23 protein-coding genes and 2 tRNA genes are annotated in these 24,153 nt (G+C 68.4%); 20 read left to right on the forward strand and 5 right to left on the reverse strand.

Annotated elements, in window-relative coordinates; genetic code table 11:
* Nucleotides 1-119 precede the first annotated feature (119 nt).
* The 8 genes from ACIQJ5_RS07060 to ndk all read left to right on the forward strand — a co-directional run bounded on the left by ACIQJ5_RS07060 (nt 120) and on the right by ndk (nt 10,966).
* Nucleotides 120-1,346 (forward strand): DUF1611 domain-containing protein, encoded by a 1,227-nt coding sequence (locus tag ACIQJ5_RS07060; RefSeq protein ID WP_402842316.1) that lies wholly within the window; start codon nt 120-122, stop codon nt 1,344-1,346.
* Complete coding sequence (locus tag ACIQJ5_RS07065; RefSeq protein WP_402842319.1) at nt 1,343-3,187, forward strand: ABC transporter transmembrane domain-containing protein; 1,845 nt, start codon at nt 1,343-1,345, stop codon at nt 3,185-3,187. Before ACIQJ5_RS07060 ends, ACIQJ5_RS07065 begins: the two co-directional genes overlap by 4 nt.
* Complete coding sequence (locus ACIQJ5_RS07070) at nt 3,169-4,323, forward strand: CapA family protein (RefSeq protein ID WP_402842322.1); 1,155 nt, start codon at nt 3,169-3,171, stop codon at nt 4,321-4,323. The genes ACIQJ5_RS07065 and ACIQJ5_RS07070 overlap by 19 nt, the downstream gene beginning before the upstream one ends.
* A complete protein-coding gene (locus ACIQJ5_RS07075) occupies nt 4,320-5,222 on the forward strand; it encodes a hypothetical protein (RefSeq protein WP_402842324.1) in 903 nt (300 codons plus the stop codon). Before ACIQJ5_RS07070 ends, ACIQJ5_RS07075 begins: the two co-directional genes overlap by 4 nt.
* A 219-nt stretch (nt 5,223-5,441) precedes the next feature.
* Nucleotides 5,442-8,816, forward strand: a complete 3,375-nt coding sequence (ileS, locus tag ACIQJ5_RS07080; RefSeq protein ID WP_402842327.1) for an isoleucine--tRNA ligase — start codon at nt 5,442-5,444, stop codon at nt 8,814-8,816.
* Entirely contained in the window at nt 8,816-10,168 is a 1,353-nt protein-coding gene (locus tag ACIQJ5_RS07085) for a folylpolyglutamate synthase/dihydrofolate synthase family protein (protein ID WP_231089974.1), read from the forward strand. The genes ileS and ACIQJ5_RS07085 overlap by 1 nt, the downstream gene beginning before the upstream one ends.
* Complete coding sequence (locus tag ACIQJ5_RS07090) at nt 10,165-10,548, forward strand: DUF4233 domain-containing protein (RefSeq protein ID WP_231089975.1); 384 nt, start codon at nt 10,165-10,167, stop codon at nt 10,546-10,548. The genes ACIQJ5_RS07085 and ACIQJ5_RS07090 overlap by 4 nt, the downstream gene beginning before the upstream one ends.
* Nucleotide 10,549: 1 nt before the next feature.
* On the forward strand, nt 10,550-10,966 hold the full coding sequence (gene ndk, locus ACIQJ5_RS07095) for a nucleoside-diphosphate kinase (RefSeq protein WP_231089976.1): 417 nt from the start codon (nt 10,550-10,552) through the stop codon (nt 10,964-10,966).
* Nucleotides 10,967-11,024: 58 nt separating this feature from the next.
* On the opposite strand, the gene ACIQJ5_RS07100 is transcribed toward ndk, so the two are convergent.
* A complete protein-coding gene (locus tag ACIQJ5_RS07100; RefSeq protein WP_231089977.1) occupies nt 11,025-11,615 on the reverse strand; it encodes a vitamin K epoxide reductase family protein in 591 nt (196 codons plus the stop codon).
* Nucleotides 11,616-11,919: 304 nt separating this feature from the next.
* Here ACIQJ5_RS07100 and ACIQJ5_RS07105 point away from each other — a divergent pair, with 304 nt between their 5' ends.
* Nucleotides 11,920-14,496, forward strand: a complete 2,577-nt coding sequence (locus tag ACIQJ5_RS07105; RefSeq protein WP_402842334.1) for an Rne/Rng family ribonuclease — start codon at nt 11,920-11,922, stop codon at nt 14,494-14,496.
* Nucleotides 14,497-14,528: 32 nt separating this feature from the next.
* Here the strand turns inward: ACIQJ5_RS07105 and ACIQJ5_RS07110 are convergent, their stop codons facing one another.
* Nucleotides 14,529-14,801: a DUF4031 domain-containing protein gene (locus tag ACIQJ5_RS07110; RefSeq protein WP_402842337.1), complete on the reverse strand. Its 273-nt coding sequence runs from the start codon at nt 14,799-14,801 to the stop codon at nt 14,529-14,531.
* 277 nt (nt 14,802-15,078) lie between these two features.
* On the opposite strand from ACIQJ5_RS07110, the gene rplU reads away from it, so the two are divergent.
* The 10 genes from rplU to ACIQJ5_RS07160 all read left to right on the forward strand — a co-directional run bounded on the left by rplU (nt 15,079) and on the right by ACIQJ5_RS07160 (nt 21,988).
* On the forward strand, nt 15,079-15,387 hold the full coding sequence (rplU, locus tag ACIQJ5_RS07115) for a 50S ribosomal protein L21 (protein ID WP_231089980.1): 309 nt from the start codon (nt 15,079-15,081) through the stop codon (nt 15,385-15,387).
* 18 nt (nt 15,388-15,405) lie between these two features.
* Entirely contained in the window at nt 15,406-15,660 is a 255-nt protein-coding gene (rpmA, locus tag ACIQJ5_RS07120) for a 50S ribosomal protein L27 (RefSeq protein WP_231089981.1), read from the forward strand.
* Nucleotides 15,661-15,724: 64 nt separating this feature from the next.
* Nucleotides 15,725-17,239, forward strand: a complete 1,515-nt coding sequence (obgE, locus tag ACIQJ5_RS07125) for a GTPase ObgE (protein WP_402842342.1) — start codon at nt 15,725-15,727, stop codon at nt 17,237-17,239.
* Complete coding sequence (gene proB, locus ACIQJ5_RS07130; protein ID WP_231089983.1) at nt 17,236-18,063, forward strand: glutamate 5-kinase; 828 nt, start codon at nt 17,236-17,238, stop codon at nt 18,061-18,063. The genes obgE and proB overlap by 4 nt, the downstream gene beginning before the upstream one ends.
* Entirely contained in the window at nt 18,060-19,316 is a 1,257-nt protein-coding gene (locus ACIQJ5_RS07135) for a glutamate-5-semialdehyde dehydrogenase (protein ID WP_402842346.1), read from the forward strand. Before proB ends, ACIQJ5_RS07135 begins: the two co-directional genes overlap by 4 nt.
* Before the next feature lie 43 nt (nt 19,317-19,359).
* Entirely contained in the window at nt 19,360-19,584 is a 225-nt protein-coding gene (locus tag ACIQJ5_RS07140; protein WP_231089985.1) for a hypothetical protein, read from the forward strand.
* Between the two features lie 10 nt (nt 19,585-19,594).
* Nucleotides 19,595-20,191, forward strand: coding sequence for a nicotinate-nucleotide adenylyltransferase (nadD, locus tag ACIQJ5_RS07145; protein WP_231089986.1), 597 nt, complete (start codon nt 19,595-19,597; stop codon nt 20,189-20,191).
* Nucleotides 20,188-21,468, forward strand: a complete 1,281-nt coding sequence (locus ACIQJ5_RS07150) for a hypothetical protein (RefSeq protein WP_402842350.1) — start codon at nt 20,188-20,190, stop codon at nt 21,466-21,468. The genes nadD and ACIQJ5_RS07150 overlap by 4 nt, the downstream gene beginning before the upstream one ends.
* A complete protein-coding gene (gene rsfS / locus ACIQJ5_RS07155; protein WP_231089988.1) occupies nt 21,465-21,839 on the forward strand; it encodes a ribosome silencing factor in 375 nt (124 codons plus the stop codon). Before ACIQJ5_RS07150 ends, rsfS begins: the two co-directional genes overlap by 4 nt.
* A gap of 76 nt (nt 21,840-21,915) precedes the next feature.
* Nucleotides 21,916-21,988 (forward strand) — tRNA-Ala (locus tag ACIQJ5_RS07160).
* A 56-nt stretch (nt 21,989-22,044) separates the two neighbouring features.
* On the opposite strand, the gene ACIQJ5_RS07165 is transcribed toward ACIQJ5_RS07160, so the two are convergent.
* On the reverse strand, nt 22,045-22,884 hold the full coding sequence (locus ACIQJ5_RS07165; RefSeq protein WP_231089989.1) for a MerR family transcriptional regulator: 840 nt from the start codon (nt 22,882-22,884) through the stop codon (nt 22,045-22,047).
* A 32-nt stretch (nt 22,885-22,916) separates the two neighbouring features.
* Nucleotides 22,917-23,432, reverse strand: a complete 516-nt coding sequence (locus ACIQJ5_RS07170; protein WP_402842355.1) for a hypothetical protein — start codon at nt 23,430-23,432, stop codon at nt 22,917-22,919.
* 118 nt (nt 23,433-23,550) lie between these two features.
* Here ACIQJ5_RS07170 and ACIQJ5_RS07175 point away from each other — a divergent pair.
* Nucleotides 23,551-23,626: transfer RNA gene (locus ACIQJ5_RS07175), tRNA-Ala, on the forward strand.
* Between the two features lie 53 nt (nt 23,627-23,679).
* On the opposite strand, the gene ACIQJ5_RS07180 is transcribed toward ACIQJ5_RS07175, so the two are convergent.
* Nucleotides 23,680-24,141 carry a hemerythrin domain-containing protein gene (locus ACIQJ5_RS07180; protein ID WP_402842358.1) on the reverse strand — a complete coding sequence of 154 codons (462 nt, stop codon included), beginning with the start codon at nt 24,139-24,141 and terminating at the stop codon, nt 23,680-23,682.
* Nucleotides 24,142-24,153 lie beyond the last annotated feature (12 nt).

Below are 24,153 nucleotides of genomic sequence, written 5' to 3' on the forward strand. Positions count from 1 at the left end.
ACGGGGTCGCGGCGAAAGATAGACTCCGCCGTCACCTGGCGTTTCCCCGAGTCCGAACGAGGGGAGAAGTATGTCCTGTGTCGCCTGCACACATACGCGTACCAGGGGCGAGGTGTCCGGTGCAGCGTGAAACCTGGGTGAGGGAGTTCGCACCCGAGCTCCGCGCCGCGGCGCGATCATCGTTCGCCGTGCGACGCGTGCCGCCCCGATCGATGCGCACGCTCGTCGGCGGCGCCGTTCGCCCACGACCCGGCGACGTCGTGCTCGTGCGTATCGCGCGGCTTGGACATCATCGACACATCGAGCAGCCCCACGGTCGCCGGAGTGCGCTGCACGTGGACGACCTGATCATCGTGGCGTACGCGGATCGCTACGCCACGGATCAGTTCGAGTCCTATGTCCCGCGTCACCTGGGCCCGGTCAACCTCGTGGCCAGCGGAGGCATCGCCTCCGAGGTGCACACGCGAAGCCGCGCCGTCCGGGCCGCCACCGACATCGTCCCGATCGGACTGATCGGGGACGAGGCGGGCCGGCCGCTCAACGTTGCGGACTTCCGGCTGCCGACGGTCGACACCGCAGGGGAGCGACCGCGAACCATCGCTGTCCTCGGCACCGCGATGAACGCGGGCAAGACCACCACGATCCGTCACCTCGCTCACGGACTGGCGCGGGCCGGCGCCCGCCCCGGCGTGACGAAGGTCACCGGAACCGGCTCCGGCAACGACTACTGGGTGATGCTCGATGCCGGCGCCCACATGATGCTCGACTTCACCGATGCCGGTCTCGCATCGTCTTTTCGTCAGCCGACGAGCGTGCTGGAGGAGGTGACGGCCCAGCTCATCGGCAATCTCACCGTCGGCGGATGCGGCGTGAACCTTGTGGAGATCGCCGATGGTCTGCTGCAGCAGGACAACCGCCGGCTGCTGCAGTCCGAGCGCCTGCACGACCTGATCGATGCGGTCGTGTTCGCCGCCTCTGATGCCATGGGAGCCGTGCAGGGCGTGAGCATCCTCACGGACTTCGGCTTCGACGTGGTCGCCGCCTCCGGGACGATGACCGCATCCCCGCTGGCCGCCCGCGAGGCGGAAGCTGCTCTGGGCATCCCGGTGTGGGGGATCCCCGAGCTGGGCGATGCCCGTGCGGTTGCCCCGGTGCTCGGGGTCCCGGCATCGCTGCTGCATGAACCCGCCGAGCTTCCGCTTCCCGCGTGGCCCGTGGACATGCTGAACCCGGAGGCGACGCTCGCGGTGGCGAGCTCCGACACGGCGGCTGAGCTCGTTGCTCAGGCTGCGGCCGAGCGTGCCGACGTGCCGGCAGCCGGTCTGTTTCGTCCGGTGATGCCATGACGGACCGCCTCTCCATGACGACGACGGACTCAATGACGACGACGGGTGGGGCCCCCGCGGACGCGTGGCGCGAGGAAAGCGAACCGGAGTGGATGCAGGAAGGGCTCGAAGATGACGACGATGTCCACACCGGAACGCTGTTCCGCCTGAGGGCCTCCGACATCATCACCGTGGCTGCGCTGGGCCTGATCCAGGCGGCCGCGCTCGCCGGGTTCGTGCTGGTCACGCGGACGGTCATCGACGCACTCGTCCCCGACGGCGTCGGGCGGGCTGCGGAGCTCACCTTCGAGCGCGCACTATGGAGTTGCGGGGTGCTCGCGGCCCTCGCGGTCGTGCTCGGCATCGCACGAAGCATCGAGTTCACCGTTGCGGAGCGCGCCGGATACCTCGTTGTGCGCCGGCTCCGGATGGCCATGTACGCGCATCTGCAGCGCATGCTGCCGGCGCACCTGCGACATCGGGCACGGGGCGGGTTGCTGCTGCGTCTGACCGGTGATCTCTCTATGCTCCGCATGTGGCTCAGCCGTGGAGTCCTCGAAGGGATCTCCGCCGCAATCGTGCTGATCGTGGGAATCGGCGTGCTGTGCTGGCTCGACGTGTGGCTCGCGATCACGGTGATCGCGGTGCTCGCTGCAGGAAGCGCGTTGTCCCTCGTCTTCGGACGCTCCATGCGCGAGGCGACCCGGACGATGCGCCGACGGCGCTCGCTCCTGATGGGCAACATCGACGAGCAACTGGGCACTCTTGCGGTCAGCCAGGTGTCGGGGCGGACCCGTGGCGAATTCTCCCGGCTGTCTCGACAGAACGCCTCCCTGACGGACGCGCTCATCCGCGTCGCGGGTTTGCGCGGGCGCCTCCGCGGCATCGCCGTCGCCGTCTCGCTGGTCTCCGTCGCCGCGGTGCTCGCGGTGGGAGTCATCGAGGCGCGGCGTGGCCAGGTGGGCGTGGATGTCGTCATCGTGGCAGCGCTGCTGGCCCGGTACCTCGCCCGTCCGGTGCGAACGCTCGGCCTCACTCACGACTACTGGCATCGCGGTCTGGTGTCGCGGCAGAAGGTCACCGACTTCCTCACGAGTTCGTCGCGTGACGCCGCCGAGGAGGATCTCCCTGCGCTCATCGTGCGCGGAGGGCGAATCGAGTTCCAGGGCGTCACCGTGCCGGGGGCCCTCGCCGACTTCACCGCGGTCGCGGACCGCGGGGAGCTGGTCGTGATCACCGGCCCGTCCGGCAGCGGCAAATCAACGCTGCTCGAGCTCGTCGCCCGGCAGACGGAGCCGGTATCGGGCGCGGTGATCGTGGACGGCCAGAACCTGGCTCAGACCGCCCCTTCGTCGGTGGGACGCATGATGGGGGTGGCCGGCCCCAACCTCCCGCTGCTCAAAGGCAGTGTGCTGAGAAACGCCACCTATGCCGCACGCCATGTGGCGCCGGGCGAGGTGCAGCGCATACTGCGCACGCTCGGGCTGGATGAATCGCTGGCCCAGCACGGGTTCTCGGACATCCATGACTGGGTCCAGGAGGGAGGCTCGAATCTGACGCTCAGCGATCGTCAGCTGCTCGCGCTCGCGCGCGCCATGATGGGCACGCCGCGGATACTGCTGCTGGACGAGCCGCTGATGGGCCTGGACGCCGAGGCACGCTCACGAGCGCGCGAGGCCCTTCTCCGTCACCGCGGCACCGTGCTGCTGGTGACGCAGGATCCTGATGCTCTGGCGCTGGCTGACAGCGTCTGGGTGATGGGGCGGGGCGTCCCGGTGACGGTCCAGACCGGGGAGGAGTACCGCGCCCAGCTGTGGCGCGAACGAGGTGAACGGAACCGACGATGGCATTTCGAACGATGAACGCGGCACGCCGGGCACAGCCCCGGAAGCGGGCCGGACGCCACCTCCGCCGTGACCGGAGGATCATCGCACTCAGCCTGACCGTGGCAGTGGGCGCATCGGCCGCGGTCGGAGGGCAGCTGGCGCTCGCGGCACCGCCACCGGAACCGGTGGTCGAAGCGGCCGCAGCGCCCCTCTCGGACGGCGTGCTGGACCTGGGCTTCACCGGAGACACCATGCTGGGCGACGGCGCAATGTCGAAGATCACCGAGGAAGGACCGGAGTCAGTCCTGGCCGGCGTGGCTCCGATGCTCAGCGGATTCGACTTCACGATCATCAACTCCGAGGTCCCGTTCACCACCAGCACAGCACCGAATAACCCCGGTGCGAAGTACTCCTACGCGAGCGATCCGGCGTACCTGCCCGTCCTGCACGCGCTCGGAGTCGATGCCATCAACCTGGGGAACAATCACGCCATGGATCGAGGCCCCGTCGGCCTGGCCGACACGCTCCAGGCCGCAGCCGACACCGGGGTCGCGGCGTTCGGAGCGGGAGCGGATCAGGCGCAGGCTTCGATGCCTCTCATGGTCCGCTCCGGACAGCTCGATGTCGCGGTCGTGTCGTTCGGCGAGAACTTCGGCCCCCTGCAGCGCAGCACCGATGTCTCCGCCGGAATGCTGCCGCTGAAACCGGACCGTATCGAGCGAGGCATCCGCGTGGCTCGGGACAACGGAGCCGATCGGGTGGTGGCGTTCGTCCACTGGGGCGACAACTACGCCGACGTGAACGATCAGCAGCGCTACTGGGCGGGGCTGTTCGCGGAGGCCGGGTACGACGTGGTGATCGGCAGCGGCTCGCACACCCTCCAGCCGGTCGATGTGATCGGCGACATGCCGGTGGTCTACAGCATGGGCAACTTCGTTTTCGGGGCGCCGGGTCGTTTCGCCAGCTACGGCCGTCCCGGTCTCGGCGCCGTCGTGGGTCTGCGCTGGGCTGACGACGGCGCAGGGGAGCTGAGCATTCGCGTCATCGAGACCGACAACCTTCTCACGGACTATGTGGCCCGTCCCGTCACCGGAGCCGAGCTCGGCCCAGCCCGGAAGATCCTGGGCCCACGGGTCGCCTGGAGCGGTGACGTCGGGAGCGTGACGTTTTGAGTACGACGGCAGTCGTTCGCCGCCTGGGGATGGCGCTCGCGGCTCTGCTCATCGTTGCCGCGGTTCCCGCGTGCGCGGCGACGGCTCCCGCATCCTCCGGGCTGAGCGGGAGAGGGAAGTTCGAGCTGGCCGTTCCGGGACGCCCCACTATTCCCGTCTACTACGTCAGCGGCGAGCACGCGACGCGCAACGCGACCATCCTGATCGTCATGCACGGCGTCGAGCGCAACGCAGCGGACTACCGCAATTCCTGGACCGACCTGGTGCGCGACCGGGACGTCGTCGTGCTCGCGCCGCAGTTCTCCGCAGCCGACTTCGGTGACGCAGAGGGCTACAACCTCGGAGGGGTCGGAGGATCCGATGCCGGGGAGCCTGCGGATGTCACCGCCGGGTCGTACGGGTACATCCAGCCCTTGTTCGAGGCGGCTCGCGATCGTATCGGAGGGGAACAGCACTCGTTCGAGATGTTCGGGCACTCGGCAGGCGCTCAGTTCGTCCATAGATACGTGATGCTCGTTCCGGATGCCCCGGTCTCGCTCGCGGTCGCCGCGAACGCGGGGTGGTACCTGATGCCGGACGACGGGGCCGACTTCCCCTTCGGGTTCGGGGGCGGTGCTGCGCCGGTCTTCGATCCCGCGCTCGCCTTCAGCCGGCGACTGGTCGTGATGCTCGGCACCGCCGACACCGGATCCGACAACCTGCGTACCGACGACGATGCGATGCGGCAGGGCGCGACCCGCCTCGCACGCGGGGAGGAGTTCTTCGCACGCGCTGAGGCGGTGGCTCATGATGACGGCGTCGCGTTCCGGTGGCGTGTGCAGGAGGTGCCGGGGGTGGGCCATGACCAGGAGAAGATGGCGCGTGCCGCCGCCGCGGTGCTGCTGGACGGCGCATCCTGAACGACGGCGGGGTATGATCGGGGAACGCGCACAGATCCGGCATCACCGGGGAGCATTCGGAAGAACGGGCCATGGCCTCAGTAGAACCGAACGGGGCAGGCCCGTCACAGCCGAAGTATGAAGTGGTCCACCGCCCGCCGGGCGTGGGGCAACGCGGGGTGGTACCGCGGTCGAGAGATCGTCCCCGCAGGAGCGAATCACGAGCACCTGCGAGATGAGATGACCTACCCACGATCTTCCTTCGGACCCGCTGCCGACCAGGCGGCGGCCGTGACGCCGAGCCCGCGGTTCCCGGAGATCGAGCGCGAGATCCTCGACTTCTGGGAAAGCGACGACACCTTCCGTGCGTCGATCGCCCAGCGCGACGGAGCCGATGAGTGGGTGTTCTACGACGGCCCGCCCTTCGCCAACGGTCTGCCGCACTACGGGCACCTCCTCACCGGTTACGCCAAGGACCTCTTCCCGCGGTTCCAGACCATGCGGGGCAAGAAGGTCGACCGCGTCTTCGGATGGGACACCCACGGGCTGCCCGCTGAGCTCGAGGCCATGAAGCAGCTCGGCATCACGGAGAAGAGCGAGATCGAGGCCATGGGCATCGACACGTTCAACGCCAAGGCGCGGGAGTCGGTCCTCACCTACACGCAGGAGTGGCGCGACTACGTCACCCGCCAGGCTCGTTGGGTCGACTTCGAGCGCGGCTACAAGACGCTGGACACGTCGTACATGGAGAGCGTGCTGTGGGCGTTCAAGACGCTCTACGACAAGGGCCTCGCCTATGAGGGCTACCGTGTGCTGCCGTACTGCTGGCGTGATGAGACCCCGCTGTCGGCGCACGAGCTGCGCATGGACGACGACGTGTACAAGGAGCGTCAGGACCCGTCGGTCACGGTGAGCTTCCCGCTCGTGGGCGCCAAGGCGGAGTCGCTCGGTCTCACGGGTGTGCGCGCACTGGCGTGGACCACGACGCCGTGGACGCTGCCCACCAACCTCGCGCTCGCCGTCGGCCCAGACATCGACTACGTCGTGGTGCCGGGCGGTCCCGCCGGCGCTGCGGACGTCGCCGCCGGCGATGCCGCGGAATCCGCTGTGGCGTATCGCTACCTGCTCGCCGCCGCGCTGCTCGGCGGCTACGCCAAGGACCTCGGCTACGGGTCGGCGGATGAAGCACTGGCCGCGGTGGAGCGGACGGTGCGCGGAGCCGACCTCGCCGACGTCCATTACGACCGTCTCTTCGACTACTACGCGGATGAGGAGGCGTACGGTACCGGCACGGCCTGGCGCATCCTGGTGGACGACTACGTCTCCACGGGAGACGGCACCGGCATCGTCCACCAGGCTCCGGCCTACGGTGAGGATGACAAGCGCCTCGCCGATGCCGCGGGTCTTCCCACGATTCTCTCGCTGGATGACAGCGGACGTTTCCTGCCTGCCGTCACCGACGTTGCGGGTGAGCTCTGGATGGACGCCAACCGTCCCCTGATCCGCCTGCTGAAGGCGAACGGCCGCCTGCTGCGCGAGGCCTCCTACCTGCACTCCTACCCGCACTGCTGGCGCTGCCGGAACCCTCTGATCTACAAGGCGGTCTCGAGCTGGTTCGTGCGCGTCACCGAGTTCAAGGACCGCATGCTCGAACTCAACCAGGAGATCACCTGGGTGCCGGAGAACGTCAAGGACGGTCAGTTCGGCAAGTGGCTCGAGGGTGCGCGTGACTGGTCGATCAGCCGCAACCGCTACTGGGGATCGCCGATCCCGGTGTGGAAGAGCGACGACCCCCAGTACCCGCGTGTCGATGCATACGGCTCCTTCGAAGAGCTGGAACGCGACTTCGGGCGTCTGCCGCGCAACGAGAAGGGCGAGCCGGATCTGCATCGTCCCTACATCGACGAGCTGACCCGGCCGAACCCCGATGACCCGACCGGGCAGTCGACCATGCGCCGCATCGAGGATGTGCTGGATGTCTGGTTCGACTCCGGATCGATGCCGTTCGCGCAGGTGCACTACCCGTTCGAGAACCGCGAGTGGTTCGACTCGCACTCGCCCGCCGACTTCATCGTGGAGTACATCGGCCAGACCCGTGGCTGGTTCTACCTGCTGCATGTGCTCTCCACGGCACTGTTCGACCGGCCCGCGTTCACCGGCGTCTCCTGCCATGGCATCGTGCTGGGCTCCGACGGGCAGAAGATGTCGAAGTCGCTGCGGAACTACCCCGACGTGTCCGAGGTCCTGGACCGCGACGGCTCCGACGCCATGCGCTGGTTCCTGATGTCCTCCTCGGTGCTCCGCGGCGGCAATCTCTCGGTGACCGAGGAAGGCATCCGCGGCGGTGTTCGCGAGTTCCTGCTGCCGTTGTGGAACTCGTGGTACTTCTTCGCGACCTACGCCAATGCCGCACAGCCCGGTGGCTATCAGGCGACCTGGCGCACCGACTCGACCAACGTGCTGGACCGTTACATCCTGGCGCTGCTCGGCGACCTCGTCTCGGGCGTGACGACCGACCTCGACGGGCTCGATTCGACCAGCGCCACCGAAAAGCTCCGCGACTTCGCCGAGGCGCTGACCAACTGGTACATCCGTCGCTCGCGCGACCGGTTCTGGGTGGGCGTCACCGAGGAAGAGAGTTCCCGCGAGGCGTTCGACACCCTGTACACCGTGCTCGAGGTGCTCACACGGGTCGCCGCACCGTTGATCCCGCTGGTCTCCGAGCGGGTCTGGCAGGGGCTCACGGGCGGACGAAGCGTGCATCTGCAGGACTTCCCGGATGCGGCGGCGTTCGCCCCGGCATCCGACATCCGCACCGCGATGGATGCGGTGCGGGAGATCTCCTCCACCGCCAACGCGTTGCGCAAGCAGCACGGCCTGCGGGTCCGGCTGCCCCTCGCCAAGCTCACCGTGGTCGCAGCCGACTCGGCCGGGCTCGGGCAGTTCGAGGGGATCCTGCGGGATGAGCTGAACGTCAAGGCGGTCGAGCTCGTCGAGGCTGAAGACGGCATCGGAGAGCGCTACGGCATCAGCCGCCGCCTGGTCGTGAACGCCCGGGCGGCCGGTCCGCGCATCGGAAAGCAGGTGCAGCAGGCCATCGGCGCCGCCAAGAGCGGTGACTGGACCGAGGTCGACGGCGTCGTCGCGGCGGGGGGCATCGCGCTCCAGCCGAACGAGTACGAGCTGGCTCTGGAAGTCGCCGGCGGTGCCGACGGTACGGCGCTGGCGCTCCTGCCGGGCGGCGGTTTCGTGCTGCTCGACACGGTGACCACCCCACAGCTGGAGGCGGAGGGCCTCGCACGCGACGTGATCCGTGCCGTGCAGGACACCCGTCGTGCGGCGGACTTCGACGTGAGCGACCGCATCCGTCTGCAGCTCGCGTTCGCGAGTGCCGACGAAGCGGCCGCCGTGGCGAGCGCATTCGACGTCGCCGATGTCGCGGGGGAGACCCTGGCGACGAGCTACACGGTGCTGGGAGACGGCACGGTGGTGCTGGCGAGCGGTGAGGCCGGAACCTCCTTCGAGCACACCGTCGATGTGGTGGCGGGTACCTACGCGAACACCGCGGCCTTCACGGTCTCGGTGGCACGTACCGGCGAGCGAGGAGAGCGCTAATGACCGATCGCGATCGGGCGGACGCCGTCTACGCCGAACTGCTCACCCGTCAGGGGGAGCAGTGGGTGCAGCCGCGGGTCGAGCGCACGGCCCGCGTTCTCGAGCTGCTGGATGACCCGCAGCGGACGTACCGCGTGATCCACATCACGGGCACGAACGGCAAGACCTCCACCGCGCGGATGATCGAGTCGCTGCTGCGGGCTCATGGGCTGCGCACTGGCCTGTTCACCAGCCCGCATCTCGTGCGCTTCACCGAGCGCATGCTCGTGGACGGCGAGCCGATCTCGGATGCGGCGGTCGCCGACGCGTGGGAGGAGATCGCCCCGTTCGTCGGGATCGTCGATGCCGAACTCGCCGCGAAGGGCGACGCCGCGCTGACGTTCTTCGAGCTGCTGACCGTGCTCGCCTTCGTCGCCTTCGCGGATGCGCCCATCGATGTGCTGGTGCTCGAGGTCGGCATGGGTGGTTCGTGGGACTCCACGAACACCGCCGACGGCGATGTGGCCGTATTCGCACCGATCGATATGGATCATGCAGACCGGCTGGGCGACACGATCGAGAAGATCGCCGCCGTCAAGGCGGGCATCATCAAGGATGGCGCGGCCGTGGTGTCCGCACGTCAGAGCGCCGAGGCAGAAGCCGTGCTGCGTGCTGCCGCCGCCGCCCATGGGGCGAGTATCGCGTTCGAGGGCGGGGACTTCGCGCTCATCGGCCAGCAGCTCGCCGTGGGCGGGCAGCAGGTGAGCGTCCGCGGCGTCTCCGGTGCCTACGAGGACGTGTACCTGCCGTTGTATGGCGCCCATCAGGGACAGAATGCCGCCCTCGCCATCGCGGCCGTGGAATCCCTGATCGGCGGAGCCGCGCAGCCGATCGCGGATGACGTCCTGGCGGAGGGCCTCGCCGAGGCGACTTCTCCCGGTCGCCTGCAGCTGATCGGGATCGAGCCCACGGTGCTCGTCGACGCTGGTCACAACCCCCACGGTGCACGGGCGCTGGCCTCAGCCCTCCGCGAGTCGTTCGATTTCGACGAGTGGGGTCTCGTGCTCGGGGTGCTCGCGGACAAGGACGCAGCAGGCATCATCGAGGCGCTCCGCGAGATCCCCGCGCACGTGTTCGTCACCGAACCGGACTCGGAGCGCTCACTCGACGCCGACGCCCTGGCGGATCTGGTCGAGGCGGCGGGACTGCGGGCGAGCGTCCACCCCAACCTGGACGACGCCGCGGAGTCCGCTCGGGAGTGGGCGGCGGAGGCACCCCGTCGCGCCGTCATCATCGTCGGTTCGGTGGTTCTCGCAGGCGAAGCCATCCGCCTCGCCGAGGATGAGGACTGGAAGGGGAGCACCGCCCGATGAGCGCCTCCTCTCGCACCCCGTCCCTGATGGCCCGGCTCGGGTCAATCGTGCTGATCTTCGAGGCGTTCGTCGCGTTCCTCGGGGGTCTGGTGGTCTACGGGCTGCGCGCTCTGCCCGAGACGATCGCTCCGTGGTGGGGAATCGTCGGGGGCGCCGTTGTGGCGCTGTTGATGATCGTCGTCGCCGGGTGCACTCGCTTCCGCTGGGGAATCGCCGCAGGCTGGGTGCTGCAGTTCGTCATCCTCGCCGCCGCATTCCTCAACCTCGCCTTCGTATTCGTCTTCCTCGTCTTCGGCGGGATGTGGGCGTATGCGATGATCACGTCGGCCCGTTTGGTCCGCAAGGGCCCGGCCGCCACCTCCACGACAGAAAGTGACTGACATGGCAACCGAAGAAACGCTCGTCCTGGTCAAGCCCGACGGCGTCGCTCGCGGACTGACCGGCGCGATCCTCGCGCGCATCGAGGCGAAGGGCTACGCGCTCGTCGATCTCAAGCTCGTGCAGCCGGATCGCACGCTCCTGGAGCAGCACTATGCCGAGCACGAGGGCAAGCCCTTCTACGAGCCGCTGCTGGAGTTCATGATGTCCGGTCCGTCTGTGGCAATCCGCCTCGCCGGTAACCGGGTCATCGAGGGCTTCCGCTCGCTCGCCGGAACCACGGATCCCACCACCGCGGCCCCCGGAACCATCCGTGGCGACTTCGGTCGCGACTGGGGTCTCAAGGTTCAGCAGAACCTGGTCCACGGCTCCGACAGCGTGGAATCCGCCGAGCGCGAGCTCGGCATCTGGTTCGGCTGAGTCCACACACGACTGAGGCGTCCTCCCGGCCGGGAGGACGCCTCAGTCGTGTGTGAGCTCAGAAGAGCGTTGCCAGCACGTGCAGGCGCATCTCGGCGACCACGGCGATCACGGCGAGCACGAGGACCGCCATGAGCGGCGTCCAGCCCATCAGCCGTTCGCCCGCGGCTGCTGCGCGCGTCCCGAACACACCCTGCTTCATCGCGTGGAAGGTGACGACGAAGAACGACGGAATCACCATGACCCAGGTGACCATGCACCACGGGCACAGCACGTTCAGCGCGAAGATGCTCTGGAACGCCAGCCAGAAGACGAATCCGATCGCGAAGACGTAGCCGAGCCAGAAGAACGTCCAGAACCAGCGGGCGAAGCGGGCGCCGGCGAGAATCGCGAAGCCCACCACAATCGGCGCGATCCAGGCCGCGATGCCAATCAGCGGGTTGGGGAAGCCGAAAACGCTGCCCTGCCACGAGTTGAGGTTCGTGCTGCACTGGACGAGAGGGCTGAAGTCGCAGGAAGCGATGGCGTCGGGGTTCTCGAGCTTCTCGAACTTCTCGATCGTCAGGGCGAACGCGGCGTACCAGCCGATGATGCCGGTGACGATGAGCCAGAGGGCCACACCGACGGGACGCTTGCGGGTTTCGGTCATGACCTCAGTATGCCCGCCGGGTCATGCGACCAGGCCGGAGAAAACCTGAGAGCAGCCATATGCCGACATGCGCATGAGAGGCTACTGGCTCATTTCCGCTCGATGGTGCGATAATGAAGGTCGTTGCACCCACCGGCCGCGCCGGTGAACGCAGTGGAGAAGACTTCGAGGCCAAGACGGCCTCCGCGACCAGAGCCGCTGAGCCGGTCGCAGACCGAGTGAGTTCGCGGCACCGCCAGGTGCGGCGCCGCACGAGAATTTCGCCGGGCGACGCGCGGTGTTGCCCGCAGGGAGTGCGCCAGAAATGGCAGAGACGAAGAGCGAGAACGACCGTACCTCCGATTCCGGAGCGAACGACGACCAGCTGGGACTGCCCGCGGGGGCCGACGGGGAGCTGTTTGGCGACCACACGGCGCTTCCGGCTTTCGGTGGACCCGCTGCGGATGCCGATGCGGACCCTACCGAGCCGGTGGCAGCGCCGACGGCTGAGAACGATATCGAGCGCTCCGCACCCGACGACGGAGAGACGGTCATCGAGTCGGACGGCGGCATCATTGTGGTGACCGATGAGGCCACGCCGAATGCCGGGGATGCGACATCCGGTGGCGATGAGGCCGCGCCCGAGACCACGGACGAGGGCCAGGCCACTGCCGAGTCCGCCGGCGATGGCGGCTCAGCAGCTGCTGCCGCCGAAGACTCCGCAGCGGAACCGGGTGCCGGTCTGGGGCTCGGCGACGACGTCGTCATCCTCCGCCAGCCCGCGCCTGAGGCGGAGCCGGAGCCGGAGCCGCTGCCCACCGCGGTGAGCCTGGGGCTGCTTCCCGAGGTGTTCGTGTCCCAGGTGTCCACCGCGCTGCACTTCTATGCGCCGGAGATCGTTCCGCTTCCGGCTCTGCCCGCAGACGAGGACGAGGGCGGATCGTCCCGGCGTCGCCGCCGTCGCGGCGAGCCCGATGACGGCGGGGAGGGGCGGCGCCGCACCCGCGCGGTGGAGTACATCACCGAACCGAAGGCGATCAAGGGCTCCACCCGCCTGGAGGCGAAGAAGCAGCGCCGTCGTGACGGTCGTGAGGCCGGTCGACGCCGCGCCGTGGTGACCGAGGCGGAGTTCCTCGCACGCCGTGAGGCCGTGGACCGCCAGATGATCGTCCGTTCCAAGAACGGTCGCATCCAGATCGGCGTGCTCGAGGACAAGGTCCTCGTCGAGCACTACGTGGCGCGCAACCAGGACGCATCGCTGATCGGCAACGTGTACATCGGGCGCGTGCAGAACGTACTGCCGTCGATGGAGGCGGCGTTCGTCGACATCGGCCGCGGTCGCAACGCCGTGCTGTACTCGGGCGAGGTGGACTGGGACTCCGTCGAGACCGGAAACCAGCCTCGTCGCATCGAGCTCGCTCTGAAGACCGGAGACAAGGTCCTCGTCCAGGTGACGAAGGACCCGGTGGGCCACAAGGGCGCGCGCCTCACCAGCCAGATCTCGCTCCCGGGACGTTACCTCGTGTACGTGCCGAACGGGTCGATGAACGGCATCTCCCGCAAGCTCCCCGACACCGAGCGCGCGCGTCTGAAGCGCATCCTCAAGGAGGTGCTCCCGGAATCCAGCGGCGTGATCGTCCGTACCGCCGCCGAGGGCGCCACGGAGGAGCAGCTGACCGTCGACGTGCAGCGCCTCACCTCGCAGTGGGAGCACATCGCGGCACAGGCGGCCTCCGGCCATGCGCCGCAGCTGCTGCACTCCGAGCCCGACCTGCTCGTCAAGATCGTGCGCGACGTCTTCAACGAGGACTTCCAGAAGCTGATCATCCAGGGCGATGAGGCGCAGCAGACGATCGAGAGCTACCTGCGCGGTGTGGCCCCCGACCTCCTGGAGCGGGTCGAGCGTTACGAGGGCGATCGGGATCCGTTCGACGAGTACCGCATCACCGAGCAGATCGAGAAGGCGCTGGACCGGAAGGTCTGGCTGCCGTCGGGCGGCTCGCTCGTGATCGACCGCACCGAGGCCATGACCGTGGTCGACGTCAACACGGGCAAGTTCGTCGGCTCGGGCGGCAACCTCGAGGAGACGGTCACCAAGAACAACCTCGAGGCCGCCGAGGAGATCGTGCGCCAGCTGCGGCTGCGCGACATCGGCGGCATCATCGTCATCGACTTCATCGACATGGTGCTCGAGTCCAACCGTGACCTCGTGCTGCGCCGTCTGGTCGAGTGCCTGAGCCGGGACCGCACCAAGCACCAGGTCGCCGAGGTCACCTCGCTCGGACTCGTGCAGATGACGCGCAAGAAGCTGGGCCTCGGCCTGCTGGAGACCTTCTCCGAGCCGTGCGAGGTCTGTGCTGGACGCGGCGTGGTGGTTCACCACGACCCGGTGGTCAAGCACCGTGCCCCTTCCGCGAACGGGAACGGCAATGGAAACGGGAATGGCAACGGATCGTCCCGCCGGTCGCGTGGCGGCTCGAACTCCGGTGGCGGTGCCGCGGCACCGGCGCCTCAGGTGTCGACCCACGTGATCACCGAGGGCGCCAAGTCGGCGCTCGCTCAGATTGCAGCCTCCACGCGCAGCGGTGCAGCCGCCGACGCGGCGCCGGCGGACATCACCGAGATCGTGCTCCCGGAGGCGTCTGAGCGCCCGGAACGCGCGGAGCGTGCGAAGCGACCGCGGAAGAAGCGCAACGGCTCGAACGGTGCCGGCGGCAACGGCGGCGACAAGCCCAAGACCGAGAAGGAGCAGCTTCTCGAATCGGTGCTCGACGCGCTCCCCGAGCCGAAGGCCCCGGGCCAGGGACGGGGCCGGCGTCGTGTGACGACCGCCGCCCTCACCGGCACTCCGGTATCGACCGCCCCGGTGTCGGGTGCAGGTGCCGACCCGGCAGGGGAGTGACAGCGACCGTCATTCCCCCTCGACTGTGAGAATCACCGCCCGCGACGTTCGCGGGCGGTGATTCTCAATCCGGAGGCGATCAGACGGCGTACCAGCTCATGGCTGTCGACCGGAGTGGCTCCGGCCGCGACGAGCCTCTCGATGATCTCCCCGGGGACGTCGTAGTGATCCCGATCGAACGAGCGCTCCGGGAGCTGCTGAGCGCGCGCGAACGCATGCAGCTCGTCCAGGCTGCTGTCGCTGACGAGGTGCGCCCACAGGCGGCCGTGGGCGGGCCAGCGTGCGGCATCGACGAGAACGGTCATTCTGCCGATGCTACGCCGACGCCGGTGCGGCGCGCTGCGCCAGGTGGGGCAGAATGGAACACGGAAGACGACACGCAGCGGTTCCTTTTGCCGCTACACAGGATCATCCGGTAAAGTGGTCCCTTGGTGCGCATCCGCGTCGCCCGCCCCCGGGCGGCGTCGAGAGACTTGCAGCCGCGCCGGCCCCTCGTGGGCGTCCCTTTCCGGGAGTGCAAGCACAGTCTTTTCAGACGTTCCGGAACCCGACAAGTGGTTCCCCAAAGAAACAAGGTGGCAAGTGGTTTACGCAGTTGTGCGCGCCGGTGGACGGCAGGAGAAGGTGGAAGTCGGCACGATCGTGCAGCTCGACCGTGTCCAGGCCGCTCAGGGCGAGAAGATCGAGCTCCCCGCGGTTCTGTTCGTCGACGGTGACACCGTCACGACCGACGCGGACAAGCTCGCGAAGATCAAGGTGACGGCCGAGGTTATCGGCAACCTCCGTGGTCCGAAGATCGTCATCCAGAAGTACAAGAACAAGACCGGTTACAAGAAGCGCCAGGGTCACCGTCAGGACCTCACGCGCGTCAAGGTCACCGGAATCAAGTAAGCACCGGAGGCAGCAGAGATGGCACACAAGAAGGGCGCAAGCTCCACCCGCAACGGTCGTGACTCCAACGCGCAGCGCCTCGGCGTCAAGCGCTTCGGCGGTCAGACCGTCAACGCCGGCGAGATCCTCGTCCGCCAGCGCGGCACCCACTTCCACCCCGGCGTCAACGTCGGTCGTGGTGGCGACGACACGCTCTTCGCGCTGTCGGCCGGCGCTGTCGAGTTCGGCACCAAGGGCGGCCGCAAGGTCGTCAACATCGTCGCGGCTGAGTAAGTCGCAAGCTTTCTGATCGGGGCGGGCTTCGGCTCGCCCCGACCTGTTTATCCGGAGGATTCCGATGGTCACGTTCGTCGACGAGGTCACCCTGCACCTGCGCGCGGGAAAGGGCGGCAACGGCTGCGTCTCCGTGCGCCGCGAGAAGTTCAAGCCGCTGGCCGGCCCAGACGGCGGTAACGGGGGGCATGGCGGCGACATCGTGCTCGTCGCGGACCCCCAGGTGACCACCCTCCTGTCGTACCACCACAGCCCGCACCGCAGCGCAGGTAACGGCGGTTTCGGCATGGGCGATCACCGCTCCGGCGCGCTGGGAGAACCGCTCGAGCTGCCGGTTCCCGTGGGAACCGTGGTGAAGGATCCCAACGGCGAGGTGCTCGTCGACATGATCGAGCCCGGTATGCGATTCGTCGCTGCGCCCGGTGGGCAGGGTGGTCTCGGCAACGCCGCGTTGGCCAGCCAGAAGCGCAAGGCTCCGGGCTTCGCTCTCCTGGGCACGCCGGGCTGGGAGGGCGATGTCGTCCTCGAACTCAAGACCGTCGCCGATGTGGCGCTCGTGGGCTACCCGTCCGCTGGGAAGTCGAGCCTGATCGCGGCGATCTCCGCGGCCCGCCCCAAGATCGCGGACTATCCCTTCACCACGCTGCACCCGAACCTCGGTGTCGTGCAGGCCGGCGACATCCGCTACACCGTCGCCGATGTCCCCGGACTGATCGAGGGCGCCAGCGAGGGACGCGGCCTCGGTCTCGAGTTCCTCCGTCACGTGGAGCGATGCTCCGCCCTCGTGCACGTTCTGGACTGCGCCACCCTGGAGCCCGGTCGCGACCCGCTCAGCGACCTGGACGTGATCCTCGCCGAACTCGCCGCCTATCCGGTGCCCGAGGGGCAGACGCCTCTCCTGGAGCGTCCGCAGGTGGTGGCGTTGAACAAGATCGATGTGCCCGAGGCGCAGGATCTCGCCGATCTGGTGCGTCCGGACATCGAAGCGCGCGGCTTGCGCGTGTTCGAGATTTCCACGGTGGCCCGCAAGGGTCTGCGCGAGCTCAGCTTCGCTCTCGCAGAGATCGTGGAGCAGCACCGCATCGAGACGGCCGCCGCGCCGGCTCCCGAGCGCATCATCGTTCGTCCGCAGGCGTCCGAGAAGGAGTTCTCCGTGACCGTCGAGGGCGGCACGTATGGCAACGTCTACCGCATCCGGGGTGCGAAGCCCGAGCGCTGGGTGGCGCAGACCGACTTCACCAACGACGAGGCCATCGGCTACCTGGCCGACCGGCTCGAGCGTCTCGGCGTGGAGAACGAGCTCTACCGCGCCGGAGCCGTCGCCGGATCGACCGTGGTCATCGGCGGCGACGGGGGAGTCGTGTTCGACTGGGAGCCCGCGCTGTCCTCGGCGGCGGAGCTCACCGCGGCCCCGCGTGGCACGGACCCGCGTCTGTCGGGCTCGTCGCGGCGGACCACCTCCGAGCGTCGTGAGCAGTACCACGACCGCATGGACGCGAAGGCGGAGGCTCGTGCCGAGCTCGAGGCCGAACGCGTCGCCCAGAAGTATCGCGACGAGCAGTACCTGGAGGAGCGGTGACCGCACGTTCACGGGCCGACCTGCCCGGGATTCGCCGGCTGGTCGTCAAGGTGGGCTCGTCCTCGATCTCCGGTGAGGGATCCTGGCGCATCCCGATGCTGGTGCACGCCCTCGCTGAGGCGCATCGATCGGGCACGGAGGTCGTGCTGGTCTCGTCGGGAGCCATCGCCACGGGTATGCCGTATCTCAACCTCGACAGCCGGCCCACCGACCTCGCCACGCAGCAGGCCGCCGCGGCGGTCGGGCAGAACGTCCTGGTGTACCGCTACCAGGAGGCGCTGCGTCCCTTCGATATCGTCGCCGGCCAGGTGCTCCTCACCGCAGGCGACCTGGAGAACCCCGTCCACCGTTCGAACGCGCGCCGCGCGATGGAGCGGCTGCTGAGCCTGCGCATCCTGCCCATCGTGAACGAGAACGACACGGTGGCCACCCACGAGATCCGATTCGGTGATAACGACCGTCTCGCGGCACTGGTGGCACAGCTCGTCGGTGCCGATGCCTTGGTCCTGCTCAGCGACATCGCCAACCTCTACACCCGGCCGCCGGGTGAGCCCGGTGCCGAGCCTCTCGATGTCATCGCCGCAGGTGACGACCTCGCCGGATGGGAGTTCGGCGCGAAGGTCGTGAACAGCGTCGGCACGGGCGGTGCGGCCACCAAGGTCTCGGCCGCTCGGCTCGCCGCGGCCGCGGGCATCGGTGTTCTGGTCACCTCCACCGACCAGGCGGCCCAGGCCCTCGCGGGTGCGCATGTCGGCACATGGTTCGAGCCTGCCGATGTCACACCGCAGGCGGCGACGGGCTCCATCGCTAAGGTGGATGCGTGAGCACCCCCGACGCACTCCTGGACCGCTTCCGCGCCGCCAAGACCGCTTCGCGTGCGGTCGCGCGCCTCACCAGCGGCGATAAGGCCGAGGCGCTGCGCGCCATCGCCGACGCCCTCGAAGCCGCGGCACCCCGGATCATCGAGGCGAATGCCGTCGACCTGGAGCGTGGGCGCGCCGAGGGCATCGCCACCGGGCTGCTGGATCGTCTGCTGCTCGATGAGGCACGCATCGCGTCGCTGGCATCGGCCGTCCGTGACGTGGCCGCGCTGCACGATCCGGTGGGTCAGGTCGTCGGCGGGCACCGTCTGGCGAACGGCGTGGCGCTGGAGCAGATCCGAGTGCCGTTCGGAGTGGTGGCCGTCATCTACGAGGCTCGCCCGAACGTCACCGTGGACATCGCCGCCCTCGCGCTGCGATCGGGAAACGCCGTGCTGTTGCGCGGTGGATCCGCAGCGCGCGAGTCGAACATGGTGCTGGTGGAGGTCATGCGCGATGCGCTGGCCGGGCGGAGCATCACCCCGGACGCGATCCAGTCCGTGGATGATTTCGGTCGCGACGGTGCGAACGCGCTGATGAATGCGCGCGGCTACGTGGACGTCCTCGTGCCCCGCGGCAGCGCTCAGCTGATCGAGACCGTCGTGACGCAGTCGACCGTTCCGGTGATCGAGACCGGTGCCGGCAACGTCCACATCTTCCTGGATGAGACGGCCCCGGCGGACTGGGCGCAGGACATCGTGGTCAACGCGAAGGTGCAACGTCCGAGCGTGTGCAACGCCGTCGAGACCGTTCTGGTTCACGAGAGCGCTGCGGGGCGCCTGGTTCCTGATCTCGTGGCGGCCCTGCAGGCACGGGGCGTGACCATCCACGGCGATGACGTCGTGGCGTCTCTCAGCTCCGGGATCGTGCCGGCGACCGAAGCGGACTGGGCCACGGAGTACCTCGATCTGGACATCGCGATGCATGTCGTCGCCGATCTGGACGAGGCTCTCGAGCACATTCGCACCTACTCCACCGGCCACACCGAGTCGATCATCACCACCGACAGCCGCAATGCGGATCGTTTCCTGGCCGAGGTCGACTCTGCCGTGGTCATGGCGAACGCCTCGACGCGTTTCACCGACGGCGGCGAGTTCGGATTCGGCGCCGAGGTCGGCATCTCCACCCAGAAGCTGCACGCCCGCGGCCCGATGGGCCTGTCCGAGCTGACGAGCACCAAGTGGCTCGCGCGTGGCTCTGGCCAGGTTCGCGGCTGACCGCAATAGACTGATACCTGTAACAAACCCGATCGGAGTTTCCATGTCTCTCTCCACGCTCGTCGTCGCAGCCGCAGAGGAGCACGCCGAGAACGTCATGCTGCACACCTTCCCGGCAGCGCTGATCGCCGCGTGCGTCTTCTTCCTGCTCGCGATGGTGACGCTGTCGTACCGCAACGTGGCCAACCGTCACGCGGAGAAGGCAGCGAAGTTCGCGCACGAGAACCCGGAGTCGGGCCACGGCGCAGGACACGGAGCCGGCCACTGAGGCCTGCCGCATGACGAGCGAACGGCGACCGCGGATCGGCGTGATGGGTGGAACCTTCGATCCCATCCACCACGGCCACCTGGTTGCCGCGAGCGAGGCGGCGCAGTGGTTCGACCTGGACGAGGTCGTGTTCGTGCCCACGGGGCACCCCTGGCAGAAGTCCGATGTCACGGGCAGCGAGCACCGCTATCTCATGACCGTGATCGCCACGGCCTCCAACCCGCGTTTCACGGTGAGCCGCGTGGACATCGACCGCGGTGGGCCCACCTACACGATCGACACCCTGCGTGACCTGCACGCGCAGCGCCCCGATGCGGATCTGTTCTTCATCACCGGGGCCGACGCCATCGCCCAGATTCTCAGCTGGCGGGATCATGATGAGCTGTGGGACCTCGCGCAGTTCGTCGCGGTGTCCCGGCCGGGCCATGTCCTCAGCACGGAGGGTCTTCCCTCGGAGGTCGTGAGCCAGCTGGAGATCCCGGCGCTGGCCATTTCGTCCACGGACTGTCGCGAGCGTGTCCGGCAGGGACACCCCGTGTGGTACCTCGTTCCCGACGGGGTCGTCCAATACATTGCGAAGCATCACCTGTATCGGAGCACCGCATGACTACCACTGATCACTCCGGGGAGCAGTTGACCCGACGCCAGTTGCGTGAGCTGCGGCTGACCGGCCAGACCCCCGTGGTCGCCGACGAAGCGGCTGTCGAGGACAACGCACCCGCTGACCCCGTTCCGCCGCGTCGTGACGCCCCGGTCAACAATCCCCTGCCCCGGCCGGCCGAACCGATCGTCGTGGCGGCTCCCGAGACGCCTGCGGCGCCGTCCGCCGGCGCGACGGAGCATCGCCTCACGCGGCGAGAGCTGCGTGATCTGGAACGCGTGCGCACCGCATCCGTTCCGGTGATCCGTCCGGCGGATGACGCTGCGGATCCTGCAGCGGCCGCTGCGGACATCGCCCCCGCCGTGGAGCCCGCCGTCCTCGCCGAGGCTGAAGAGCCCGTCGCCGCTGTGGACGCTGCAGAGGCGTCTCGTGCAGCGGACTCCTCGGCCGACGAGGCAAAGGAGGCCTCCGCAGAGGAAGAGCACGCCCCCGTCGCGGACGACGCCGTGTCGGCTGAGGTCGCCGCGCAGGAACCCGCTGCGGACGGGACGGCGGCGGATCACATCGTCGACGAGCAGTCCGACGCTGGCGCTGCCGACGCTGGCGCTGGCGACGCTGGCGCTGCCGCGCCGGATGCCTCCGCGCCGACGGATCACGTGTCGGCTCCGGTCACGGAGCACGCGCGTCCCGCCTGGGCACCGCCCGCGGAGACCGCGTCCCCGGCTCCGGCGTTCGATGCGCCGCTGAAGGCGAAGACGCCGGAGAAGAGCACGGCAGAGCACGCGGCTGTCAGCGATGGCCCTACCCTCAGCTCCTCCTTCGGTGCTCAGGTCGCCCCGGGGCCGTCGTCGGGCGAGCAGTCCTTCGACGAGCTCATCTCGCGCGACAGCGGCGGCTCCACGGCAGCGGGTCACTCGCTCGTGCTCCCGGACGCCACCCTCCCGCCGCTGACGGCACCGGTCACCTCGACCGGCGCGATGCTCGTCACCGGCACATTCAACCTCCCCGAGCTCGGCTCCCAGGGGCACGCGCCCGGAGTCGCCGACGGCAAGGATGTGGACGCCGTCCTCATCGACGGAGAGCTGCCCGCCGCGTCTTCGCCCACCCCCATCGCCGCCACGGCCGCGGTGAGCCAGGCGAAGGCCCCCGGCGAGATCATCAAGCCTCCCGTGCCGGAGAAGAGCAACAAGCTGATGCTGGTCCTCGCGATCACCGCGGGCGTTCTCGCCCTGGCCCTGGTGGGTGTGATCGTCGGGGCAGCCCTGACAGGAATGATGCAATGACCGCTAGCGAACAAGCTCGCAAGATGGTACAGATCGCGGCCGTGGCTGCGGACGCGAAGGGCGGCGAGGACATCGTCGCGCTTGACGTCTCGGAACCCCTTCCGTTCGTGGATGCCTTCGTGATCGTGACGGGGCGCAATGAGCGCAACGTCGCGGCGATCGCCGACGAGGTGGAGGAGAAGCTTCTCGAGGCCGGCCACAAGCGCCTGCGCCGTGAAGGTCGCCAGGACGCCCGCTGGGTGCTCAGCGACTTCGGCGACATCGTGGTGCACGTGTTCCACGAGCAGGAGCGCGTCTACTACGACCTGGAGCGCCTCTGGAAGGATGGCGCCACCATCGACTTCACCCTTCCGCAGCCGGCGTCGATCTGATCGATCCGGCCAGATGGTCGGCAGCACCTCACCGGGTGCTGTAGGCTAAGGGGGTTGGTTCATCCAGCGCCCTTCCGGGCCTGTGGCGCAGCTGGTAGCGCACCTGCATGGCATGCAGGGGGTCAGGGGTTCGAGTCCCCTCAGGTCCACACTCAGAGGCTCCCGCTCAGCGCGGGAGCCTCTTTCCGTTGTGCCGGGTAATACGTCAGCGCACCGGCTGGACGAGCTCGGTGAGCCACTCGGACTGGGGGAGTGGCTCCGATTCGAGGTACACCTCCCGGCAGCTGCCGAGGGGATCCTCGCCATCGGCGAGGACGGCTGCGGTCAGCTCGTTCCATGCCCGGCCGATGCCAGCCATGTCACCGCGATACGCCAGCACAGCGGCGCGCTCGATGGCCGGCAAGGTGATGACCTCCCACGCGGGGTCGACGCGTGGAGAATCCCCGGCGAGCCAGGAGACCCAGACGCGGAGGTCATCGGTGCCGGGCACGTTCTCGTACCAGAAGACGCCGGGCTCGTGGAACTCGACGCCGGAGGCCTGGAGGGCATCATGCAGCGGTGGCAGGATGCGGTCGACGAGCGCGCTCACGTCTTCGCCACCCGGAGCGATGCCGCTCGCTGCGTAGACGGTCACCTCTTCGATGCGCCGATACTCGATGCGAGCGGTGGTGGATGCGGTCATGGGGTGATTCCTTTCGAGAACGGCGAGTCGGTGCTCCACCCGTGTGAGCCGGCCCTGTTCCTCGCCGATGACGGCCCGCAGCTCGGTGCGCCGGCGCGAGAGCAGCGCGACGAGCGCGCCATTCGCGTCCTCGGCGCCGAGCACGGCTGCGGCATCGTCCAGGGAACAGCCCAGATCGCGTAGTTCCGCGATGCGCAGCAGGTCAGCGAGCTGTGCCGGTTCGTAACGTCGATACCCGCTGTGCGGGTCGACCTCGGCTGGACGTAGAAGCCCGATCGCGTCGTAGTGGCGGAGCATGCGGACACTCACGTGGCCGAGCGCGGCGAACTCTCCGATGGTGTACATGATGGGATCACGCTCCACCCTGACACTGTGGCAGGGTCAAATCGGTGCGGTCAGGTGTCGTAGTCGCCGCTGTCCCAGGGACTGGAGAACGCCATGTAATCGCCGGGTTCGATCGTCACGTTCCAGTACCACTCCTCGTCTTCATCCTCGTCGTCGTCCGGGCCGTTCAGGACCAGCCCGAACTCCACGCCGTCCTGCACGATGCTGAACGGAGCTATCGTGATGTCGCCGTACGTCACCGGGCCCACCTCCGTCAGCAGCAGGTCGACGGCGGACTGCTGGGCGGGGAATGCGGTGACATTGCCCGGGAGTGCGCCGTCGCCGTCGCGACCGCCGACGGGAACGATCGTCGTCTCCACGAGTGCGCCATCGTCATCGAAGAGATAGCGAGCCGCGTACTCGGCACCACCGCCGGGAGAACTCGCCGACACGAACGGGGTGGTGACGAAGAACTGGCGCCCGTCCGCCGTACGCCCGACGTGGCGGGCGTGGTAGTCGTCGTGGGCGATACGGAAGCGCTCCGGTGCGAACTCACCGTTGGCGTCGCGCAGCGGCAGGGGATTCATGGGACCAGTATGCCGGGCATCGCTCTCAGCCATCCCGACGCGCGCGAGATGCGCCTCGATTGTGCGCGAGCCCGCGGATTCGGTTATCGTATTCTCTGTTCGGTTCGCCGGACGAGATGGGCCTGTGGCGCAGCTGGTAGCGCACCTGCATGGCATGCAGGGGGTCAGGGGTTCGAGTCCCCTCAGGTCCACCATCACGTCGAAAGCCCGGCTCTCCGCCGGGCTTTCGTGTTATCGCCGTGGGCGGCTACAGCGAGCCGAGCACGTCGCTCGGCCGGGCATCGAGTGCGAGAGCGTCCAGCACCGTGATGAGTTCGCGCTCCTCGTAGGCGAAATGGGACTCCATGATGGCAGCAATCCCGTCGAGGTGACGCGAGATCGATCCGCGTTCGCCGGTGGGCGCCGCGGCGGCCAGGTCCGCGAGGAGCCAGGCGATCATGGCGTGATCCTGCTGCAGTCGTTCGAGCGTGTCGCGCAACGCGGGGTGGGCCGCGGCGATGGCGGGGAAGAGGTGTCGATCCTCCCCCTCGTGGTGCTCTGTCAGGGCGACACAGAAGCCGTGACAGACGAGGAGGAGATCGCGCGCCGGCACGTCGTCGGATCCGTCCGCCTCCCTGACCGCTCTGAGCGCGGCCCGCAACCGTGTGTGTACCGCCCGCAGCTCTGCACCCCACGCCACCAGGCGCTCCGACTCCTCCTCGATACCCACGGCACCATCCTG

The organism is Microbacterium sp. GXS0129 (assembly GCF_044769785.1).
GTDB classification, from domain to species: Bacteria; Actinomycetota; Actinomycetes; order Actinomycetales; family Microbacteriaceae; genus Microbacterium; species Microbacterium nymphoidis.